This window comes from Nocardioides dongkuii (genome assembly GCF_014127485.1).
Classification (GTDB): Bacteria; Actinomycetota; Actinomycetes; order Propionibacteriales; family Nocardioidaceae; genus Nocardioides; species Nocardioides dongkuii.
Genome location: NZ_CP059903.1, coordinates 4,161,733 through 4,181,608, shown reverse-complemented (window position 1 = coordinate 4,181,608; position 19,876 = coordinate 4,161,733). Strand labels below are relative to the sequence as shown.

Below are 19,876 nucleotides of genomic sequence, written 5' to 3'. Positions count from 1 at the left end.
CCGCTCCCCGGGGGGACGACGACTTCTGCCCCGGCGCTGTGCCTGGTGCGTACCCTGGTGAGTTGTGCGCCCGGACCCCCGGTCGCGGACCCCCCGACGCAGGAGATGGACGATTGGCAGCCAAGCGCAGGGCTGAGGGCCCCGCCGTGAAGCGGCCGCCGGCCAGGAAGCCGACGGCACCCCGCACCCGCAAGCAGAAGCTGGGACGCTTTGCGAAGTGGATCGGTATCGCCGGTCTGGTCGTGACGCTGCTGGGGGTCGGTACCTTCGTCGCGCTCTACCAGGTCATCGACGTCCCGGACCCCAACGAGGACTTCCAGACCGAGACGACCTTCGTCTACTACGCCGACGGCAAGACCGACCTCGGCAAGCTCGCCGAGCAGGACCGGACCTCGATCTCCCTCGACGAGATGCCCCAGCACCTCCAGGACGCGGTCGTCGCGGCGGAGAACCGCTCCTTCTGGTCCGACCGGGGGCTCGACCCCAAGGGCATCATGCGCGCGGCGTTCAGCAACGCCTCCGGGGGCACCACCCAGGGCGCGTCCACGATCACCCAGCAGTACGTGAAGATCCTCTACCTGACCCAGGAGCGCTCCTACACGCGCAAGGTCAAGGAAGCCATCCTCTCGCTGAAGATCCACCGCCAGCAGAGCAAGGAGGAGATCCTCCAGGGCTACCTCAACACCATCTACTTCGGCCGCGGCGCGTACGGCGTCGAGGCCGCCGCGAAGGCGTACTTCATGAAGCCCGCCTCCGAGCTGGACCTGCGCGAGTCGGTCGTGCTCGCCCGGGTGCTGAACAACCCCTCGGCGTACGACCCGGCGAACGGCAAGAAGGCGCGCCGCGAGCTCAAGGCCGGCTACGCCAGCATCCTCGAGGGGATGGCCGAGATGGAGCCCGACCTGTACGCCGACAAGGCGCCGCGGGCGGCCAAGCGGCTTCCGGAGTTCCCCGAGATCCCGGAGGAGAGCACCAACGGCGGCCAGGCCGGCCACATGCTCACCATGGTGAAGAAGGAGCTCGCCCGCCTCGGCTACGAGGAGGACGAGGTCGTCGGCCAGGGCCTCAAGGTGACCACCACGCTGACGCCGAAGGCGATGGCCGCGGCGGAGGCCGGGGTCGTCGAGGGCCGGCCGGAAGGCTTCGGCGACAAGGAGTTGCACGTCGGCGTCGCGAGCGTCGAGCCCGGCACCGGCGCGGTCCGGGGCTTCTACGGCGGCCAGGACTACCTGCAGTCGCAGATCAACTGGGCGGTCGCGGGTGGCCAGGCCGGCTCGATCCTCAAGCCGTTCGCGCTCGCCGCGGGCCTCGAGGAGGGCTTCTCGCTGCGCGACACCTTCGACGGGAACAGCCCGCTGACGATCGGCGACACGCCCTTCGAGAACCAGGGCAACGAGGACTACGGCCCGGTCAACCTGATCACCGCGACCCAGAACTCCGTCAACACCGCGTTCATCGACCTGACCAACTCCATCCCGGGCGGCCCCGAGAAGGTCGTCAAGACGATGAACGCGATGGGCATCCCGCCGCGGGAGGCGCCGTACCGCAAGGCGCCGGGCTTCCCGAGCTCGACGCCCGGCCTGGAGCCGCAGGTCGGCGTCGCCCTCGGCAGCGCGACCGTCAGCCCGCTCAACATGGCCAACGCCTACGCGACGATCGCCAACGGCGGCGTCTACACCGAGCCGTACCTGATCGAGAAGATCGTCGACAAGGACGGCGAGACCGTCTACACCCACCGGGTCAAGGAGAAGCGGGTCCTCGACGAGGACATCGCCGCCGACGTCTCCTACGCGATGGAGCAGGTCATCTCCCCCGAGGGCACCGGCTCGCGGGCGATGGCGCTGGAGCGGCCGGCCGCCGGCAAGACCGGCACCTCGACCAACGACAAGGGCGACGTGGTGTCGTCCTGGTTCTCCGGCTTCACCCCGCAGCTGGCGACCTCGGTCGTCTACGTGCGCGGCAAGGGCGCCGAGCCGCTCGACGGCTTCCTGCCGGAGTTCTTCGGCGGCACCTACCCCGCGCAGACCTGGACCGCCGTGATGCGCCAGGCGCTGGAGGGCCTCGAGGTGCTCGACCTGCCCGACCCGGTGTACGTCGACGGCGAGGCGCCCTCGGACGGGCACGCGCCGTACGTCCCGCCGCCGTCGCCCACGCAGCAGCCGAAGCCGACGCGGAACCCGCCGAACAACCCGAACCCGAGCCCGGAGCCGACGAAGGAGCCGACGAAGGAGCCCTCCCAGTCGCCGCCGCCCTCGCCGCAGCCGACTCCAACGCCGACTCCGACGCCCACCCCGACGCCCACCCCGACGCCGACGCCGACCCCCAGCCCGACGGGCCCGACGTCGGCCCCGCCGGGCGGTCTCCGCCGGTGACCGACCGGGTCCACCCCACCCGCAGCGACCCCGTGGTCGCCGCCGTGAGCGCCGGGGTGGGGGGCCCGGTCGGGTCGCGTGCCGGCCGGCACCCGTGGTGGACCCCGGTCCGGGTCGTGCTCGCGCTCGCCGCCCTGGCCTTCGCGCTGGGCATGGTGCAGAAGTCCCCCTGCTACGAGGACACCTGGAGCGACGGGCAGCAGCGCTACTCCCAGATGTGCTACTCCGACCTGCCCTACCTCTACACCGGGCGGGGGTTCGTCGAGCTGGCCTGGCCCTACGACGACGACGCCGAGGTGCGCGGCCGGTACGAGGTGATGGAGTACCCGGTCGGCATCTCCTACGTCGCCTACGGGACGGCGTGGGCGACGCACCTGCTGACCGGGTCGCCCGACCTCGCCGAGCGGTTCACCCGGCCCGTCAGCGAGCTGTTCGGGGACGAGGAGGTGCAGGGCGAGATCCGCTGGTTCGTGGTCCTGAGCGCCGTCGGGCTGGCCCTCGCGACGCTCCTGACCGCGTGGTTCCTGGCCGGCGTGGACCGGCGGCGCCCGTGGGACGCCGCGATGTTCGCGGCCTCGCCGGCGCTGGCGCTCACCGCGCTGGTCAACTGGGACCTGCTCGCGGTCGTGTTCGTGGCGGGGGCGGTCTGGGCGTGGGCCCGGGGCCGGCCGGTCCTCACCGGGGTGCTGATCGGGCTCGGCACCGCGACCAAGCTCTACCCGCTGTTCCTGCTCGGCGCGGTGCTGGTGGTCTGCGTCTGCGACAAGCGGGTGCGCGACTTCCTGGTCACGACCGCCGCCGCGGCCGGCGCCTGGCTGCTGGCCAACGCCCCGGCGTACCTCTCCGGGCCCGAGGAGTGGAAGGTCTTCTGGACCTTCAACTCCGAGCGGGGCCCCGACCTCGGCTCGCTGTGGCTGGTCGTCGCGCAGGCGACCGACACAGCGATCGACGCCTCGACGGTGAACACCTGGTCCTGGCTGCTCTTCGGCGCCTGGTGCGTCGGCGTGTTCGTGCTCGGGGTGCTCGCACCGAAGACGCCGCGGCTGGCCCAGCTCGGCTTCCTGATCGTGGCCGGGTTCCTGCTGGTCAACAAGGTCTACTCACCGCAGTACGTGCTGTGGCTGCTGCCGCTGGCCGTGCTGGCCCGCCCCCGCTGGCGCGACCAGCTGGTCTGGCAGGGCAGCGAGGTCCTCTACTTCGCGGCGGTCTGGTGGTACCTCGGCGGCTACCTCGCGCCCGGGGGCGGCGGCGACGCCGGCTTCTACTGGCTGGCGATCCTGGTCCGGGTCGCCGGCGAGCTGTTCCTCATCGCCCTGGTGGTCCGCGACGTCCTGGTGCCCCGCCACGACCCCGTGCGGATCGACGACGCCGTCGTTGAGTTGGGCCGAACTCCCGCTCGAGTTGGGCCGTCCTGACGCACCGGGCGTGAGAAAGGCCCGATTGGAGGGTGAGGAGGGCCCAACTCGACGGACGGGGGGTCAGCTGATGACGACCCGGTCGAAGGCGGTGGCGGTGTAGCGGACCCGGACGTCGACCTGCTCGCCCACCTCGGGCACGCGGGCGCCGGAGGGCAGGAACAGCATCGAGGCCTGCATGTGCGGGGGCTCGGCGAAGAGCCGCTGCTTGCCGTCGATCGAGAACGGCGAGCGCACGAAGCCGACCGCGTCCAGGCCGCCGCGCGCGAGGGTGGCGGCGCGGGCGCGGAGGCCCTGGTCGCCGGTGGGCGCCTCGAGGCCGATGCCGTGCGCGGTGCCGCCGCTGACGACCAGCAGGTGGCCGGACTTCGGGGCGGTGCGGCTGCGGTAGCCGAAGGAGTCCCCGCGCTCCACCTCGTGGACGTCGAGCACGGTCGCGGTCACGCGCAGCGCGTCGCGGGCGCCGAGCCAGAGCGAGGTGCCGATCCGCGGCCGGATCTCGTAGTCGGCGTACGACGCCCGCAGCTGCTCGAGCTCGGCGTCGGTGAGGTGGCTGACGTAGACGGTGTGGGTGGGCAGCTCGGCGGCGACGACGTCGTTCATCAGCCGGTCCACCTCGCCCAGGTGCGAGCCCTGCGCGAGCGGGAGGTGCAGCGCGATGCCCTCGAGGCGTACGCCGGGGTGGTCCTGCAGCATCCGGCCCGTGGCCCACAGGTCGCGGGCGGAGAGCCCGTGCCGCTGCATGCTGGTCAACCGCTCCAGCACGAACCGGGCGTCGGGCTGCGCCTCGAGCAGGTCGGCGAGGTCGTGGGTGCGGCCGACGGTGTGCACGACCCGGCGGGCGAGCGCGGGGTCGACCTCGAGCGCGGCGCCGAACGGCCGCCACGGCGTCAGCACCAGCAGGTCGCCGTCGAAGCGGGTGGCCACGTGCGGCAGCTCGTCGTACGTGCCGACGGCGACGGTGTCGACGCCCAGCCAGCCGGACTTCCGCGCGAGCCGGCCGACGGTGAAGCCGTAGCCGTTGCCCTTGAGCACCGGCACCAGGCCCGGGTGGGTCTCGGCGACCGAGCGCAGGTGCGCGCGCCAGCGCTCGCCGTCGACGGAGAGGGTCAGGCTCATCGACTCACCGCCGGCGCATGTAGAGGTCGAAGGCGGCGTAGAGCGCCCGGTTCAGCGGCAGGTCCCACTCCCCGGCGTACTCGACGGCCTCGCCGCCGGTGCCGGCCTTGAACTGGATCAGCCCCACGTGCGGGTCGTCGGCGTCGAGGGTGTCGGTGATGCCGCGCAGGTCGTAGACCGCGGCGCCGGCCGCGAGGGCGTCGCGGATCATCGCCCACTGGACGGCGTTGGAGCCGCGGACGTCGCGCTTCTCGGTGGAGGAGGCGCCGTAGGAGTACCAGGCGTGGGTGCCGACGCGGATCGCGATCGTCGCGGCCACCAGGTCGCCCTCGTGGTGCGCGGCCCAGAGCCGGAACCGGTCGGGGTCCTCGGCGGCGAGGGCGTCGCGCATGGTGCGGAAGTACGCCAGCGGGCGCGGCGTGAAGTGGTCGCGCTGCGCGGTGTGCAGGTAGAGGTCGTGGAACGCCTCGAGGTCCTCGCTCACCGAGACCTCGACGCCCGCCTTGGCGGCCTTCTTGATGTTGCGGCGCCACAGCTGGTTCATGCCGGCGAGGACGTCGTCCTCGGTGCGCGGCTTGCCGTCGGCGTCGACGAGCGGGACCTGGAAGACGTACTGCGGCTGGCCGGCCGCGAACCCGCCCTCGGCCACCTGCGGGCGCCAGCCCAGCTCGCGCAGCTGGGCGACCACGCGGGCGCCGGTGGCGTCGCGGCCGGTCGGCGGCAGCTCGCCGAGGCGGTGTACGGCGGGGTCGGCGATGCCGTCCTTCACCACGGCGGCGGTCCACCGCCGGGTCACCACGGGGGGACCCATCCGGACGCCGAAGGCGCCCCGGCGCTGGAGGTGGGCGGCCATCGGCGCCAGCCAGGCGGCGAGGTCCTCGGTGTCCCAGTCGAGCAGCGGTCCCTCGGGCAGGTAGGCGAGGTAGCGCTTGACCTTGGGCAGCTGGCGGTAGAGCACCAGCGCCGCCCCGACCAGCTGCTCGCCCTCGAACCAGCCGAGGGACTCGCGGCGCCACTCCGCCTTGACCCGTCCCCAGGCGGGGGTCTGGAGGAAGGACGCCGAGGACCGCGAGCGGATCAGCGCGAGGTGCTCGGACTCGGAGATCTCGCGCACGCTCAGGAGGGTGCCGCTGGGTCCGGGAGTCACCCCACGAGGCTAGACGACCGCGGCAGGGGCCTCGCTCCCGGCGCTGGCGTGCCCCACCATGGACTCGGACGTATCAGGACGGGGGGACCGTGCTCCTGGGGTCTGTGATCTTGACGGAGGCGAGGATGGCGGCGAAGCGGCCGGCAGCCCGGGCCGCGCCCGGCGCGCGCCCGCTCGCGGACGGCGTGTGGGCCGAGGCCACCTGCGCCTTCGAGCGGTGGACGGCGGGCGACCAGGCCGGCCTCGACGAGCTGGTCGCGGTGATGACGCCGGTGCTGTGGCACGTCGTGCGGGCCTACCGCCTCCCGGCCGACGTCGCGGAGGACGTGGTCCAGACGACCTGGCTGGCGCTGGTGCGGCGGCGTACGACGATCGCCGACCCGGGCGCCGTGGGTGGCTGGCTGACCACGACCGCGCGCCGCGAGGCGTGGCGGGTCGCGAAGTCCGCGCAGCACGCGGTGCCGGTGGCCGACGAGGTGCTCGGCGCGCGGCTGCCGGCGGGCCGGTCCGCCGAGGCCGAGGCGGTCGAGGACGACGGCCGGCGGCGGCTGTGGGCCGCGGTCGACGGGCTTCCGGAGCGGTGCGGCCGCCTGCTCCGGGTGGTGGCCTTCGAGCAGCGGCCCGACTACGCGCGGCTGGCGGTCGACCTGGACATGCCGGTCGGGAGCATCGGCCCGACCCGGGCGCGGTGCCTGGCCAAGCTGCGGGTCGCCCTGGTGCAGGCGGGAGGAGCCTGATGAGCGAGATGGGACGCGAGGACCTGCTGGCGGTCGTGCGCACGGTGTGGGAGGAGCGCGACCCTGTGCCCCCCGGCCTGGTCGAGCGGGCGCAGGCCGCGGCCGGGCTGGCCGCCACCGACGCCGCCACCGACGCCGCCCTCGACCTGGACGGCGAGCTGGTCGCCCTGATGGAGCTGGTCGAGCGCTCCGAGGAGCTCGTCGGGGCGCGCGGGTCCGCGACGTACACGCTCCGGTTCGTGCACGGCGAGACCGACCTGCTGGTGCGGATCGCCGTCGACGACGGCCGCTCGCGCATCGACGGCTGGGTGGTGCCGCCCGAGCCGATGACGGTCCGCGCCGGCGGCCACGAGGCGACCGTCACCGACACCGGTCGGTTCGAGCTCGACGACCTCCCGCTCGGGATGCTCCGGCTCGACCTGGAGCCCCACGACGCGCACCGCGCGCCGTTCGCCACCCCCGCCTTCGAGATCTGAGGAACCATGGCCGCACCCGACCAGGAGAAGCGCCCCACCCGGCGGAAGCCGCTGGACCGCGACCCGGCCCCGCCGCCCCGCGAGACGCTCGCCGCCGTCGGCGGGCGGGTCCTCGACCCGGCGACGGCGATCCCGGTCAACGGCGTCACCCCCCGGCCGACGGTGTACGTCGGGCCGCGGCTGACGGTGTCGAAGTCCGTCGACCTCGAGGCGGCCCTCGAGGTGCTGCGCGCGGTGGCCGGCCCGCTCGGCTGGGACGTGGAGCCCGAGCCGGAGGAGCCGCGCACCCGGGGGCTGCGCTTCGGGGTGCGCCGGGTCCGCATCACCGTCGCCAGCAACCGGGTGACGGTCGCGCCGGACGGGTGGACGCTCCTGCAGCAGACCCGGGCCCAGCTCGGGGTCGAGGCGGTGCGCGGCGTCGGCCTGGACCACGTCGTCTTCACCGACCCCTACGACTCCAGCCACCCCTACGACTCCAGCCACCCGTACGACTCGAGCCACCCCTACGACTCGAGCCACCCGAGCGGGCCGGGCGGGGCGCGGCCGGTCCGGACCTACGCGGTCGCCGGGTCCGGCGGTCGGCAGCCGATCGCCTACGTCGGCCCGGCGCCGCGCCGTACTCCCGACGACGGGATGCGGAGCCGCCGACCGGTGGTGGCGCTGCTCGACACCGGCTGCGCCGCGCACCCGTGGCTGGACGCCGCGGTGGACACGTCGGTCACCCTCGACGGCCACCCGATCGGGTACGACGACGCGGCCACCCACCCCGAGCTGCGGGGGGACCTGGTGGGCGACCTCGACGGCGTGATCGACCCGCTCTCGGGCCACGGCACGTTCATCGCCGGGCTGGTGCACCAGGCCTGCCCCGACGCCGACATCCTGGCCTGGCGGGTGGTCCCGTCCGCCGGTCCGATCCTGGAGTCCGCCTGGGTGACCGCCCTGGCGCAGGTCGCGGAGCTGAGCCGCCGCCACCACGCGGGGGAGCCGGGCGGGCGGGCGATCGACGTGCTGAGCATGTCGATCGGCTACTACCACGAGACCCCGCAGGACGCCCTGTTCGACCCGACCCTGCTGGCGATCCTGGAGGACCTGGCCGGACGCGGCACGATCGTCGTCTGCTCCGCCGGCAACGACGCGACGAGCAGACCGGCCTTCCCGGCGGCCTTCGCTCCCTGGTCGGACGGGGCCGGACCGGTCCCGCTCGACCCCGCTCGACCGCCGGTCGTCTCCGTCGGTGCCCTCAACCCCAGCGGCCACAGCGACGCGCTCTTCAGCAACACGGGACCGTGGGTGCGGGCCTACGTGCCGGGAGCCGCGGTGATGAGCACCATGCCCTCCTTCGAGGGCGGCCTGCAGTCCGTGGCGCGGACCGTCGTCTTCGATCGGGTGCGCACGACGATCGATCCCGACGACTTCCGGTCCGGCTTCGGGGTCTGGAGCGGGACGTCGTTCGCGGCGCCCCTGCTGGCCGGACGACTGGCGCAGTCGCTCCTCGACGAGCCGGCGGCCCTGCTCGCCGAGGAGAGCGACCCGGTGGAGCGCGCGTGGTCGGTCATCGAGAGGAACACCTCGATCGCGAGATGATGCCCGGGTGCTGAGCGCCCGCCAGCTTCACGAGCGAGGGGTCGTCGCGATCAACGACGGCCTGGTCCGAGCCGCGCGCCCCCTGCTCGAGCGCGCACTGGCCGCCGCCGACGAGGACGACCTCGCCGCCCGGGTGGAGGCGAGCCTGGCGTACGTCGTCGCGGAGCTGGACGGACCGGCGGCGGCCCTCGCGCTCCTCGAGCGCTCGGCGCTGCGCACCGAGACCTCGGCCCTCACCCGCGGCATCGTCGCGAGCCAACGGGCCCTGCTGCTGATGCGGCTCGGCGAGACCGCGGCGGCGCTCCGCGAGTTCGGCTCGGCGATCGCGGCACTGGGGTCCGAGCCGGGCGAGCTGGGCCGGGCCGAGCTGAACCGGGGCGGGGTCCACCTGCAGCAGGGCGAGGTCGCCGCGGCGGTGCGCGACTTCACCCTGGCGGCCGGGCACCTCCGGGCGGCGGACCTGACCACCGAGGCGGCCAAGGCCGAGCACAACGGCGGCTACGCCCGCTTCCTCGCGGGTGACCTCGTCGGTGCCCTCGCGCTGATGGAGCCGGCCGCGCGGGTGCTGGCGCCGCTCGGCGAGGTGAGTCGCGCGATCGGGGAGCAGGACCGGGCGGAGGTGCTGATGGCCGCCGGGCTGGTCGAGGAGGGGCGGGCCGCGCTCCGCTCGGCCGCGCGCGACTACGGGACCCGGCGCCTGCGCCGACGGCAGGCCGAGGCGGAGCTGGTCCTGGCCCGCTCGCTGGTCTGGGACGACCCGGCCGGTGCGCGGCGGGTCGCTCGACGCGCCGCGCGGCGGTTCGGGGCGGTCGGGGCCGAGGCCTGGGCGGCCCGGGCCGAGGCGCTCGCGCTGATCGCGGAGGTGGACACCGGCCGTCACTCCTCGGACCTGCTGGAGCGGGGCGACCACCTCGCCGACCAGCTGGTCGCGCAGGGCCTGCGCGACCAGGCGACCGACCTGCGGCTCCACCTCGTGCGGGCCGAACTCGCGCGGGGCCGGGTCGCGGAGGCGCGCGCCCGGGCGGTCGCGGTGCGACCGGGCTCCCGGGCCCGGCTGGCGACCCGGCTGCTGGACCGCGACGTCCGGGCCGAGCTGGTCGGCGCGGGCCGCCCGACGCTGGCCCTCCGGCACCTGCGCGAGGGACTGGCCGACGTGCACGCGTGGCAGAGCTCGTTCGGCTCCCTCGACCTGCAGACCGGGGTGGCCGGCCACGGGGTCCGGCTCGGTGTCCGCGGGCTCGCCCTGGCCGTGGAGTCGCGGCGGCCCGCCGTACTGCTGGAGTGGTCGGAGCGGGCCCGGATGCTGGCGAGCCGGGTGCAGCCGGTGCGGGCGCCCGAGGACCCCGACCTGGTCGCGGACCTGACCGAGCTGCGCGCCGACCCGTCGCCGGCCCGCGAGGCCGAGCTGCGGCAGCGGGTGCGCGAGCGGGCCTGGCAGCACCGTGGGTCCGGCGAGGTCGTCGACCCGGTGACGCTCCCCGACCTGCAGGCCGCCCTCGACGCCGGCACCGCGCTGGTGGCCTACGTCGTGACGGCGACGGACGTGGTCGCGCTGGTCGTGACGGCCGAGGCCGCGACCTGGGTCGACCTCGGCGGCCGGTCCTCGCTGGACGCGCTGCTCGGCGGGCTGCTCCCCGACCTGGACACGGCCGCGGCCGACCTGGCCGAGCCGCTGGCGGGCGCGGTCCGCAGGGCGCTGGCGGCTCGCCTGGAGGAGCTGGCGGGCCTGCTGGTGACGCCGGTCCTGGCCGCGGTCGGCGACCGGCGGGTGGTGCTGACGCCGTCCGGGGTGCTGGCGGGCGTGCCGTGGCCGCTGCTGCCCGGGTACGTCGGCCGCCCGGTCACGGTCGCGCAGTCCGCCACCTCGTGGCTGGCGCGTCGGACGACCCCGCTGCGCACGGCGGCCGCGGGCTTCGTCGCCGGCCCGCGGGTGCTGCGCGCCCAGGACGAGGTCGACGCGGCGGCCAGGGAGTGGGCGGGCGCCCGGGTCCTGGTCGGCGGGGCCGCCACCGCCGGCGCCGTCTCGGAGCTGGCCGAGCAGGTCGACGTCCTGCACGTCGCCGCGCACGGCCGGCACTCCGCGGAGAACCCGCTCTTCTCGGGCCTGCTGCTGGCGGACGGCTCGTGGTTCGGCTACGACGTCGACCGGCTCCGGGCCGTCCCGGACGTGGTGCTGCTCTCCGCCTGCGAGGTCGGCCGCTCGACGGTGCGGTGGGGCGAGGAGCTGATCGGCATGTCCACGGCCTGGCTGCACGCCGGCGCCCGGTGCGTGATCGCCTCCGCGGCCGCGGTCAACGACCGGGCGGCGTACGAGGTGCTGGTGACCGTGCACCGGCACCTGGCCACGGGCGCCGACCCCGCCGCGGCGCTGGCGGCCGCCGTGCCCGCGGTGTCGGACGAGTGCGCCCCGGTGCCGCTGGTCTGCTTCGGCTGAGGTCGCGCCGGGCGCGGGGTATCAGTGCGGGACGCCGGCTCTCCTCGTCCTCATCAGCATCCCCGCCAGCACCCGCACCGAGGAGGACGTCGTGCCGATCGCCCAGCAGACCACCCACCAGGTCACCCACCACGTGGTCAAGGATCCCGCGTCCGGGGAGGTGATCTCCGCGGACGTCGGCAGCTGGGTGCGCCTCTCGTTCCGCCGCCGCCTCGGCCTCAGCCGCTGGCGGGTCGCCGACCGCCCGGCTCACCTCGTGCCGATCGAGGAGAACGGCCACGACTTCTCGTTCCTCGTCTTCGGGCCCGGCCGGGCCGACGCCACCGCCGGCATGCTGCGGATGGTGCGCGAGCGCGACGGGAGACCCGGTTCGGCCGAGGTGCGCTCCCTCACCCTCACCATCCGTTGAGTTGGGCCTCCCTCACCGTTGAGTTGGGCCCTCCTGACGCGGGGGGCAGGTCAGAGGCGCTCGCGGAGCCAGGCGAAGTCGGCGAGGTGGGCGTCCGCGGGGCCGGGGGTCTCGCAGACCACCGGGGCGCCGGCGTCGCGGACGACGGCGGCCAGCAGGTCGGGGTCGATCCGGCCGGCGCCGAAGTTGGCGTGCCGGTCGGCGCCGGAGTCGAAGTCGTCGCGGCTGTCGTTGCAGTGCACCAGGTCGATCCGACCGGTGATCGCGAGCACGTCGGGGACCACGGTCTCCAGGGCGTTGCCGCCGGCGTGGGCGTGGCAGGTGTCCAGGCAGAAGCCGACGAGGTCGGCCTGCTCGGTCGCCGAGATCGCCGCCCACACACCGGAGATCCGGTCCAGGTAGCGGGTCATCGCGTTGTCGCCGCCGGCAGTGTTCTCGATCAGCAGCGGCAGCTTGAGGTCGGTGGCGTCGATGGCCTTGCGCCAGTTGTCGAAGCCCTTCGCCGGGTCGTCGTCCTTGCCGACGTGGCCGCCGTGCACGATCAGGCCCTTCGCGCCCACCGCGGCCGCCGCGTCCACGTGCTGCTGGAGCAGCTTGCGGCTGGGGATCCGGATCCGGTTGTTCGTGGTGGCGACGTTGATGATGTACGGCGCGTGCACGTAGAGGTCGACGCCGGCCGCCTCCGCGTCGGCGCGCAGCCCGTCGGCGCCCCCGGCGTACCGGACCTCGGGGCCCTTGTAGGACTGCGGGTCGCCGAGGAAGAACTGCACCAGCGGCGCCTGGCGGGCCTGGGCCTCCGCGATCGGGTCGGTCTGGTCGACGTGGGCACCGATGGCGAGCTGGGTCATGGGGCCCATCGTAGGAACCGGCGGGGGACGGCCGGATCGGGGCCGAGCCGGTCGGGCACCGCCGGCCAGGCCGCGCCCCGGCGTACGGGGAGGGTGCGCAGGCGGTCGAGCGCGGCCGCGGCGGCGGGACGCAGCCGGGCCTCGGGCCGGGTCATCGAGTCCAGCACCGTGCTGACCGCGGCCGGGCCGGCGAGCAGCAGGCGCCCGGTGACGCCGAGCGCGTAGAGGTCCTGGGCGGGGTCGGGGGGTGCGCCGCGGGCCTGGTCGGGCGCGAGGAAGCCGGGAGTGCCGACCGGTCCGGTGTCCGGGAACACCACGCCGTCGCGGGCGGACGCCAGCCCGAAGTCGGCCAGCCGCAGGTGCGGCCGGCCGGTCCCCGTGGGCTCCAGCAGCAGGTTCGCCGGCTTCACGTCGCCGTGCACGACGCCGCGGTCGTGGACGGCGGCGAGCGCCTGCAGGGCCTGGTCGAGCAGCGCGACCACGAGCCCCTCGGGGAGCGGGCCGGCGGCACGGACCAGGTCGGCGACCGACCCGCCCCGGACCAGCTCGCTGACGATGACCGCGACGCCGTCCTCGGCCGCCCAGCCGTGCGGGGCGAGCACGTGCGGGTGCCGCACCCGCAGCGCCTGCTCGCGGACGAACCGCAGCAGCAGCGCCTCGTCGTACCGGCGCAGCACCTTGGCCGCGACCCAGCGCTCCTCGCGCAGGTCCCAGGCCCGCCAGACCGCGCCCACCCCGCCGATCCCCACGGGGTCGCCTAGGACGTAGCGGCCCACGATCGCGGGGGTCGGGGGGCGCGCCACCCCGGGACGCTAACCGCGGGTCGCGGGACCTCCGGGCGTTCTCCACAGGATTGGGAGGCGGTCGTGCGCCGCTGCTAACCTGTGCTGTCCGCTGCGCCCCGCCCACCGACGGGACTGGTCGCCGCGTGACCCCCGGTCCGCCGGGGAGGATCCCCTCCTGCCACGGAGAGACCGTGGCCGCCGAGCCCACAGGAGGACGCGCATGCGCGCTTACGAAGTCATGGTCATCCTCGACCCGAGCCTCGAGGAGCGGACCATCGGTCCGTCCCTCGACAAGTACCTCAACGTCATCCGCAAGGACGGCGGCTCCGTGGAGTCCGTCGACGTGTGGGGCCGCCGTCGGCTGGCCTACGAGGTCAAGAAGAACGCCGAGGGCATCTACGCGATCATCACGCTGAACGCCGAGCCGGCCACGGTCAAGGAGTTCGACCGCCAGCTCACGCTCAACGAGTCGATCCTGCGCACGAAGGTCATCCGGCCCGACGCCAAGTGACCCTGCTCCGACGAGCAGGATCCGTCCGCGTCTGTGGATGACCCCTTCCGGCCGTCGGTGCGCTCCACCACCATGTGGTGCGGACAGACGTTCCGGACACGATCAGAACAATGAGGAGACCTCATGGCAGGCGATACCGTCATCACGGTGGTCGGCAACCTCGTCGACGACCCGGAGCTGCGCTTCACCCCCTCGGGTGCGGCCGTGGCCAACTTCCGGATCGCGTCGACGCCGCGCACCTTCGACAAGCAGACCAACGAGTGGAAGGACGGCGACGCGCTGTTCCTCTCCTGCTCGGTCTGGCGTCAGGCCGCGGAGAACGTCGCCGAGTCCCTGCAGCGCGGCATGCGCGTGATCGTGCAGGGTCGCCTCAAGCAGCGCTCGTACGAGACCCGCGAGGGTGAGAAGCGCACCGTCGTGGAGCTCGAGGTCGACGAGGTCGGCCCCGCGCTGGCGTTCGCCACCGCCAAGGTCACCCGCGCCAGCCGCTCCGGCGGCGGGGGCGGCTACTCCGGCGGCGGTCAGGGCGGCGGACAGGGCGGACAGGGCGGCCAGTCCCGTCCGCAGCAGCCGGCCGGCAACGACCCGTGGGCCACCCCGGCCCCGCAGGGCGGCGGCGCCTCCTCCGGTGGCGGTGGCGGTGCCCCCGCCAACGACCCGTGGGGTGCGCCCGGCGTCTCCGACGAGCCCCCGTTCTGATCCAGCACCACCGCACCAGGCACGACCACCCACCCGAAGACACTCCACCATTCCGGCGCGAGCCGGGCTTCTAGAAGGGAAGCACCACAATGGCCAAGGCAGTGATTCGCAAGCCTAAGAAGAAGGTTTGCCAGTTCTGCAAGGAGAAGGCGACCGGTGTCGACTACAAGGACACCACCCTGCTCCGCAAGTTCATCTCCGACCGCGGCAAGATCCGTGCGCGGCGTGTGACCGGCAACTGCGTCCAGCACCAGCGGGACGTGGCGATCGCGGTCAAGAACGCCCGCGAGGTCGCGCTCCTGCCCTACACCTCCACCGGTCGCTGAGAGGAGCGGAGAAGATGAAGCTCATCCTGACCCAGGAGGTCACCGGCCTCGGTGCCCCCGGCGACATCGTCGAGGTGAAGGACGGCTACGGCCGCAACTACCTCGTCCCGCGCGGTGTCGCCATCCGCTGGACCCGTGGCGGCGAGAAGACCGTCGAGTCGATCAAGTCGGCCCGCGCCAGCCGCGCGGTCCGCGACCACGACCACGCCGCTGAGATCAAGACCAAGCTCGAGGCGCAGCCGGTCGCCGTCAAGGTCCGCTCCGGCGAGGGCGGCCGCCTCTTCGGCGCCGTCACCGTCACCGAGATCGCCGGCGCCCTCACCGAGGCCACCGGCGAGCAGGTCGACAAGCGCACGATCGTGGTCCGCAACCCGATCAAGGCGCTCGGCTCCCACGAGGTGTCGGTCAAGCTGCACGACGAGGTGTCCGCCACGGTGGCCCTCAACGTCATCCCGGCCTGACGCACCACGCCTGACGCACGACAGGGCCCGTTCCTCCTCCGGGAGGGACGGGCCCTGCTGCGTACGACGGGGTCGGCGCCCCTCAGCGGGCGAGGACGCCGTCCAGTGCGACCGGCCGGCCGCTCGAGACGACCCGCACCCGGATCCGGCCGCTGAGCCGGGGGGCGAGCTCGTCGCGCAGCTGGATCTGGTCGGCCTGCGTGCGCACCGGGTTCTGCAGGCTGACCGTGTGCCAGCTCGAGCCGATCTTGAGCTGGATCGTGCCGGCCCTCGGCCCCGTGGTGGCGATCAGCCGCAGCTCGCGGAACCGCGTCGCCACGAAGGTGAGCTCCGCGCCCTTCCGCCGCGCCCGGAGGACGTCGCCGCCGAGGTGGCTGGCGCTGCGCACCCGCTTCCAGCCGCTCTTCGCGCCCTTGGCGCGGAGGTTGTCGGGGACGGTGAACTCGGTGACCGCGGGGGTCGGGTCCAGGTTCCCGGCGGCGTCGACCGCCTGCACGCGCAGGGTCTTGTCGCCCGGGGTCAGCGCCGGCAGGGTCGTGGTGCCCGCCGCGCACGGCACCGACCTGCGGTTCAGGGTGCACCGGAAGTCCGCGGCGTCGGTCGAGGAGAGGACGAACCGCGGGCGGGGGGTGCCGACCACCGGGCGGCCGGGGGTGTACCGGTCGGGCGCGGTGCCCGCGACGGTGGTGTCGGGCGCCACGGTGTCGACCCCGAAGGTCAGCGTCGCGGGGGTCTGGTCGACGTCGTCGACGGGCTCGGAGAGCCGGCGGGACAGGTCGTACCAGCGGATCCCGGAGTCGGTGTCGTCGACGGCCCGGGCCCAGAGCACGTACGCCGCCGCGTCGGACTCCTCGAGGTCGGTGAAGACCTGGTCCACGTCGCACTCCTGCCACTGCGCCGCGGTCGGCGCGGCGCCGTCGGTGCTCAGGTGGCATTCGAGCGAGATCGGGTCGGTGTCGGCGTCGGTGTGCACGCCCCGGAGGCTCACGCGCAGGCTGCGCTTGTTGATCCAGCCGCCGGCCGTGACCCGCGGCGCGCTCGGCCCGAAGGAGGTCTCCGGGGGCGTGGTGTCGTCGCACCCCTGGGGGCTGAGGACCGGCACGACCGAGACGTCCCGGAGGCACCCCGCGGCCGCGCTCGCGACGGCGGCGCTCGTGGGCGACGGCGCGACGATCGCCGCAGCGACCAGCCCCGTCGTGGCGGCGAGCAGGATGGCGCCGCGGGGCAGCTGGCGTCGAGCGCCCATGGGGAAGACCTCCGGGGTGTGACCGTCGTCGTGAGGCGGACAAGGTAACGGAGCCCGGACGGCGAGGAGCGGCTTTCAGCGGAGCGCGGCCCCGGTCACCAGCCAGGCGTCCCCGCGGGCGCGGTGCAGGAGGACCGCGAGCCGGGCGCCCATGAACACGAAGACCATCGCCGCCCACACCGCGACCAGGCCGGCGCCGGCGACGGCGAGCGCCACGGGCGCGTAGACGACCAGCGTGACCAGGCCGCCGCGGGCGAGGTAGCCCCCGTCGCCGGCGCCGATCAGCACGCCGTCGAGCACGAACACCACCCCGGCCACGGGCTGCCCGAGAGCGGCGACGAGCAGCACCGGCACCAGCGCCTCCCGGACCGCCGGGTCGCCGGTGAAGAGCCGGCCGAGCACCGGGCTCGCCGCCGCCAGCAGCACGCCGGTGACCACGCCGCTCCCGACGCCCCACTGCACCATCCGCCGGGTGACCGCGCGGGTGCCGGCGACGTCGCCCGCGCCGAGCAGCCGGCCGGTGATCGCCTGGGCGGCGATGGCGACGGCGTCCAGCACGAAGGCGAGGAAGGTCCACAGCGTCATCGCCAGCTGGTGGGTCGCGATGTCCACCGACTGCCCGGACGCGCGGGCGGCGCCCAGCGTGACGGCGTACGTCGTGACCAGCAGCGCGGCGCGCAGGGTCAGGGTGCGGACGACCAGCGGCACCCCGGCCCGGGCGGCGGACCGGACGCCGGCCGGGTGCGGGCGCAGCGACGCGCCCTCGCGCCGGGCGCCCCGGACCACGACGATCAGCAGCGCCGCCGCGCTGGCGACCTGCGCGACCACCGAGCCGATGGCCGAGCCCGGCAGCCCGAGGCCCGAGACCGGGCCCACGCCGTACACGAGCAGGACGTTGAGGACGACGTTGAGCACGTTGCCCCACACCGCGACGACCAGCGGGGTGCGGGTGTCCTGCAGGCCGCGGAGCACGCCGGTCGCGGCGAGCATGAGGAGCAGCGGGGTGATGCCGAGCACGGCGATGCGCAGGTACGTCGTGGCGTGGTCGGTGACCTCGGGCGCGGCGCCGAAGACGGCCACCAGCGGGCCGGCGAGCAGCAGGCCCAGGACGGTGGCGACCGCACCGATGAGGACCGCGAGCCAGAGGCCGTCGACCCCCTGCGCGAGCGCCCCGCGCCGGTCGCCCGCGCCCAGCTGCCGCGCGACGCCCGCGGTGGTGCCGTAGGCCAGGAAGACGCAGAGGCCGACCACCGTCTGCAGCACGACCGCGGCGATCCCGAGCCCGGCGAGCTCCGGGGTGCCGAGGTGGCCGACGACGGCGGCGTCGGCGAGCAGGAAGAGCGGTTCGGCGACCAGGGCCAGGAACGCCGGCCCGGCCAGGCGCAGGATCTCCCTGTCCTCGGGCCGCCGCATGGGAACAGCGTAGTCATGTAAGAGTCACTTCTTGCCCCTGACCCCGACGGGCCTAGTTCTCCACGACCGGTGGATAACCAGCTCACATCTGTGGACGGGCCCTCCGGGGGCGCGGTTTGTCGACATAGCAACGGACGCCGTCCGGATGGCGGGCAGGTGACGCATCCCCGGGTGCCTTATTTCTCCTCCACAGGCTTGAGGCGGTGTTTCCGCAGGTCAGCGCGGTGTCGCCGGAACGGCGCGGCGTGTCCTCCACAGGGTCTTCCCCAGGCTGTGCGCGCGGCCCAGCGTGTCATCCCCCGGGTTTCCCAAGTTATCCACAGGGCCTGTGGACAGGGTGGTGTCGGGCGGGGACCCGCGCGACGTACGGTCCCGGGGTTGTCGGTGCCGGTCCCTAGCCTCGACAGCACCATCCGGGGTCGACCCGGGAGCGCACCAGGAGGCACGTTGAGCGTCACCGAGCAACCGGGTCGAGGGTTCCCCGACCCGCCGTTCGAGGACTGGGGCGACGGCCCCGTGTCCTATGCCCCGGGCGAGCGCCCGAGCACCCCGGGTGACCGCACCCCGCCCCAGGACATGGCCGCCGAGCAGTCGGTGCTCGGCGCGATGCTGATCTCCAAGGACGCCATCGCCGACGTCAGCGAGACGATCCGCGGCACCGACTTCTACCGGCCCTCCCACGAGACCATCTACGACGCGATCATCGACCTCTACGGTCGCGGCGAGCCGGTCGACATGATCACGGTCGCCGCCGAGCTCCAGCGCCGCGGCGAGCTCCAGCGCATCGGCGGCGCGCCGTACCTGCACACGGTCTCGGCCAACGTCCCGATCGCCGCCAACGCGTCGTACTACGCCGAGATCGTCCGGGAGAAGGCGATCCTGCGCCGCCTCGTCGACGCCGGCACCAAGATCGTGCAGATCGGGTACGCCGGCGAGGGCCAGGTCGACGACGTCGTCGACCAGGCGCAGGCCGAGGTCTACAAGATCGCCGACAAGCGCTCCGGCGAGGACTACGCGCCGCTGAGCGACATCATGACCGGCGTCCTCGACGAGATCGAGGCGATCGGCAACCGCGAGTCCGGGCTGTACGGCGTGCCCACGGGCTTCGCCGACCTCGACGACCTCACCAACGGCCTGCACGCCGGCCAGATGATCATCGTCGCGGCCCGTCCTGCGATGGGGAAGTCGACGCTGGCTCTGGACCTGTGCCGGGCGGCGTCGATCCACAACAACCTGGCGAGCGTGTTCTTCAGCCTGGAGATGACGCGCTCGGAGATCACGATGCGGCTGCTCTCGGCCGAGGCCAAGGTGCCGCTGAACCACATCCGCAACGGCAACATGAGCGACGACGACTGGGTCAAGCTCGCCCGCAAGATGGGCGAGATCTCCTCGGCGCCGATGTTCATCGACGACAGCCCGAACATGACGATGATGGAGATCCGGGCCAAGGCGCGGCGGCTGCGCCAGCGCCACGACCTGCGGCTGATCGTCATCGACTACCTGCAGCTGATGTCGTCGGGCAAGAAGGTCGAGTCGCGCCAGCTCGAGGTCTCGGAGTTCTCGCGCCAGATCAAGCTGCTGGCCAAGGAGCTCGGCGTCCCGATCATCGCGCTCTCCCAGCTCAACCGTGGGCCCGAGCAGCGCGGCGACAAGCGCCCGATGATGAGCGACCTTCGCGAGTCCGGCAGCATCGAGCAAGATGCGGACATGGTGGTGCTGCTGCACCGCGACGACGTCTACGAGAAGGAGTCGACCCGCCCCGGCGAGGCCGACCTGATCGTCGCCAAGCACCGCAACGGCCCGACCCGGGACATCACCGTCGCGTTCCAGGGCCACTACTCACGCTTCGTCGACATGGCGCACTAGCAGCTGTCCGGCGTAGGAGTGCCGTCCG

At 73.9% G+C, this 19,876-nt stretch carries 18 protein-coding genes; 12 read left to right on the top strand and 6 right to left on the bottom strand.

Features of this window, described 5'->3' with window-relative positions:
- Positions 1–146: 146 nt before the first annotated feature.
- A complete protein-coding gene (locus H4O22_RS20235) occupies positions 147–2,372 on the top strand; it encodes a transglycosylase domain-containing protein (protein ID WP_244963040.1) in 2,226 nt (741 codons plus the stop codon).
- Positions 2,369–3,787 (top strand): glycosyltransferase family 87 protein, encoded by a 1,419-nt coding sequence (locus tag H4O22_RS20230; protein ID WP_182525084.1) that lies wholly within the window; start codon positions 2,369–2,371, stop codon positions 3,785–3,787. The genes H4O22_RS20235 and H4O22_RS20230 overlap by 4 nt, the downstream gene beginning before the upstream one ends.
- 63 nt (positions 3,788–3,850) lie before the next feature.
- Here the strand turns inward: H4O22_RS20230 and H4O22_RS20225 are convergent, their stop codons facing one another.
- Both H4O22_RS20225 and H4O22_RS20220 read right to left on the bottom strand, forming a co-directional pair.
- Positions 3,851–4,906: an alanine racemase gene (locus tag H4O22_RS20225; RefSeq protein ID WP_182525083.1), complete on the bottom strand. Its 1,056-nt coding sequence runs from the start codon at positions 4,904–4,906 to the stop codon at positions 3,851–3,853.
- Between the two features lie 4 nt (positions 4,907–4,910).
- Complete coding sequence (locus H4O22_RS20220) at positions 4,911–6,053, bottom strand: lipid II:glycine glycyltransferase FemX (RefSeq protein WP_280530171.1); 1,143 nt, start codon at positions 6,051–6,053, stop codon at positions 4,911–4,913.
- Positions 6,054–6,178: 125 nt separating this feature from the next.
- Between H4O22_RS20220 and H4O22_RS20215 the strand changes: the two genes are divergently transcribed.
- The 5 genes from H4O22_RS20215 (at position 6,179) to H4O22_RS20195 (ending at position 11,693) form a co-directional block, all read left to right on the top strand.
- Positions 6,179–6,790, top strand: a complete 612-nt coding sequence (locus H4O22_RS20215) for an RNA polymerase sigma factor (RefSeq protein ID WP_182525082.1) — start codon at positions 6,179–6,181, stop codon at positions 6,788–6,790.
- Complete coding sequence (locus H4O22_RS20210) at positions 6,790–7,266, top strand: hypothetical protein (RefSeq protein ID WP_182525081.1); 477 nt, start codon at positions 6,790–6,792, stop codon at positions 7,264–7,266. Before H4O22_RS20215 ends, H4O22_RS20210 begins: the two co-directional genes overlap by 1 nt.
- A gap of 6 nt (positions 7,267–7,272) precedes the next feature.
- A complete protein-coding gene (locus H4O22_RS20205) occupies positions 7,273–8,850 on the top strand; it encodes a S8/S53 family peptidase (RefSeq protein WP_182525080.1) in 1,578 nt (525 codons plus the stop codon).
- 7 nt (positions 8,851–8,857) lie between these two features.
- Positions 8,858–11,284, top strand: a complete 2,427-nt coding sequence (locus H4O22_RS20200; RefSeq protein ID WP_182525079.1) for a CHAT domain-containing protein — start codon at positions 8,858–8,860, stop codon at positions 11,282–11,284.
- A 91-nt stretch (positions 11,285–11,375) separates the two neighbouring features.
- A complete protein-coding gene (locus H4O22_RS20195; RefSeq protein WP_182525078.1) occupies positions 11,376–11,693 on the top strand; it encodes a hypothetical protein in 318 nt (105 codons plus the stop codon).
- Positions 11,694–11,743: 50 nt separating this feature from the next.
- Here the strand turns inward: H4O22_RS20195 and H4O22_RS20190 are convergent, their stop codons facing one another.
- Positions 11,744–12,541 carry a deoxyribonuclease IV gene (locus tag H4O22_RS20190; protein WP_182525077.1) on the bottom strand — a complete coding sequence of 266 codons (798 nt, stop codon included), beginning with the start codon at positions 12,539–12,541 and terminating at the stop codon, positions 11,744–11,746.
- The gene (locus H4O22_RS20185; RefSeq protein WP_220451225.1) at positions 12,538–13,344 is read right to left on the bottom strand and encodes a serine/threonine-protein kinase; all 807 of its coding nucleotides are present in this window, start codon (positions 13,342–13,344) and stop codon (positions 12,538–12,540) included. Before H4O22_RS20185 ends, H4O22_RS20190 begins: the two co-directional genes overlap by 4 nt.
- A 202-nt stretch (positions 13,345–13,546) precedes the next feature.
- Here H4O22_RS20185 and rpsF point away from each other — a divergent pair, with 202 nt between their 5' ends.
- The 4 genes from rpsF (at position 13,547) to rplI (ending at position 15,323) form a co-directional block, all read left to right on the top strand.
- Complete coding sequence (gene rpsF, locus H4O22_RS20180) at positions 13,547–13,837, top strand: 30S ribosomal protein S6 (protein ID WP_182525076.1); 291 nt, start codon at positions 13,547–13,549, stop codon at positions 13,835–13,837.
- Between the two features lie 123 nt (positions 13,838–13,960).
- Positions 13,961–14,536, top strand: a complete 576-nt coding sequence (locus tag H4O22_RS20175) for a single-stranded DNA-binding protein (protein ID WP_182525075.1) — start codon at positions 13,961–13,963, stop codon at positions 14,534–14,536.
- A gap of 89 nt (positions 14,537–14,625) precedes the next feature.
- Positions 14,626–14,862 (top strand): 30S ribosomal protein S18, encoded by a 237-nt coding sequence (rpsR, locus tag H4O22_RS20170; RefSeq protein ID WP_017933521.1) that lies wholly within the window; start codon positions 14,626–14,628, stop codon positions 14,860–14,862.
- Positions 14,863–14,876: 14 nt separating this feature from the next.
- Complete coding sequence (gene rplI, locus H4O22_RS20165) at positions 14,877–15,323, top strand: 50S ribosomal protein L9 (RefSeq protein ID WP_182525074.1); 447 nt, start codon at positions 14,877–14,879, stop codon at positions 15,321–15,323.
- A gap of 82 nt (positions 15,324–15,405) precedes the next feature.
- Here rplI and H4O22_RS20160 read toward each other — a convergent pair whose 3' ends face one another.
- Positions 15,406–16,569: a hypothetical protein gene (locus H4O22_RS20160; RefSeq protein ID WP_182525073.1), complete on the bottom strand. Its 1,164-nt coding sequence runs from the start codon at positions 16,567–16,569 to the stop codon at positions 15,406–15,408.
- A gap of 75 nt (positions 16,570–16,644) precedes the next feature.
- Positions 16,645–17,982, bottom strand: coding sequence for an MATE family efflux transporter (locus H4O22_RS20155; RefSeq protein WP_182525072.1), 1,338 nt, complete (start codon positions 17,980–17,982; stop codon positions 16,645–16,647).
- Positions 17,983–18,498: 516 nt separating this feature from the next.
- Here H4O22_RS20155 and dnaB point away from each other — a divergent pair.
- Positions 18,499–19,848, top strand: a complete 1,350-nt coding sequence (gene dnaB / locus H4O22_RS20150; protein WP_280530196.1) for a replicative DNA helicase — start codon at positions 18,499–18,501, stop codon at positions 19,846–19,848.
- Positions 19,849–19,876 lie beyond the last annotated feature (28 nt).

Excerpts from the sequence above, each read along its gene's own strand:
- H4O22_RS20210 (WP_182525081.1), top strand. The coding sequence starts at position 6,790 with ATGAGCGAGATGGGACGCGAGGACCTGCTGGCGGTCGTGCGCACGGTG.
- H4O22_RS20160 (WP_182525073.1), bottom strand. The coding sequence starts at position 16,569 with ATGGGCGCTCGACGCCAGCTGCCCCGCGGCGCCATCCTGCTCGCCGCC.
- H4O22_RS20215 (WP_182525082.1), top strand. The coding sequence starts at position 6,179 with ATGGCGGCGAAGCGGCCGGCAGCCCGGGCCGCGCCCGGCGCGCGCCCG.
- H4O22_RS20225 (WP_182525083.1), bottom strand. The coding sequence starts at position 4,906 with ATGAGCCTGACCCTCTCCGTCGACGGCGAGCGCTGGCGCGCGCACCTG.
- rpsF (WP_182525076.1), top strand. The coding sequence starts at position 13,547 with ATGCGCGCTTACGAAGTCATGGTCATCCTCGACCCGAGCCTCGAGGAG.
- H4O22_RS20155 (WP_182525072.1), bottom strand. The coding sequence starts at position 17,982 with ATGCGGCGGCCCGAGGACAGGGAGATCCTGCGCCTGGCCGGGCCGGCG.
- H4O22_RS20175 (WP_182525075.1), top strand. The coding sequence starts at position 13,961 with ATGGCAGGCGATACCGTCATCACGGTGGTCGGCAACCTCGTCGACGAC.
- rpsR (WP_017933521.1), top strand. The coding sequence starts at position 14,626 with ATGGCCAAGGCAGTGATTCGCAAGCCTAAGAAGAAGGTTTGCCAGTTC.
- rplI (WP_182525074.1), top strand. The coding sequence starts at position 14,877 with ATGAAGCTCATCCTGACCCAGGAGGTCACCGGCCTCGGTGCCCCCGGC.
- H4O22_RS20205 (WP_182525080.1), top strand. The coding sequence starts at position 7,273 with ATGGCCGCACCCGACCAGGAGAAGCGCCCCACCCGGCGGAAGCCGCTG.
- H4O22_RS20190 (WP_182525077.1), bottom strand. The coding sequence starts at position 12,541 with ATGACCCAGCTCGCCATCGGTGCCCACGTCGACCAGACCGACCCGATC.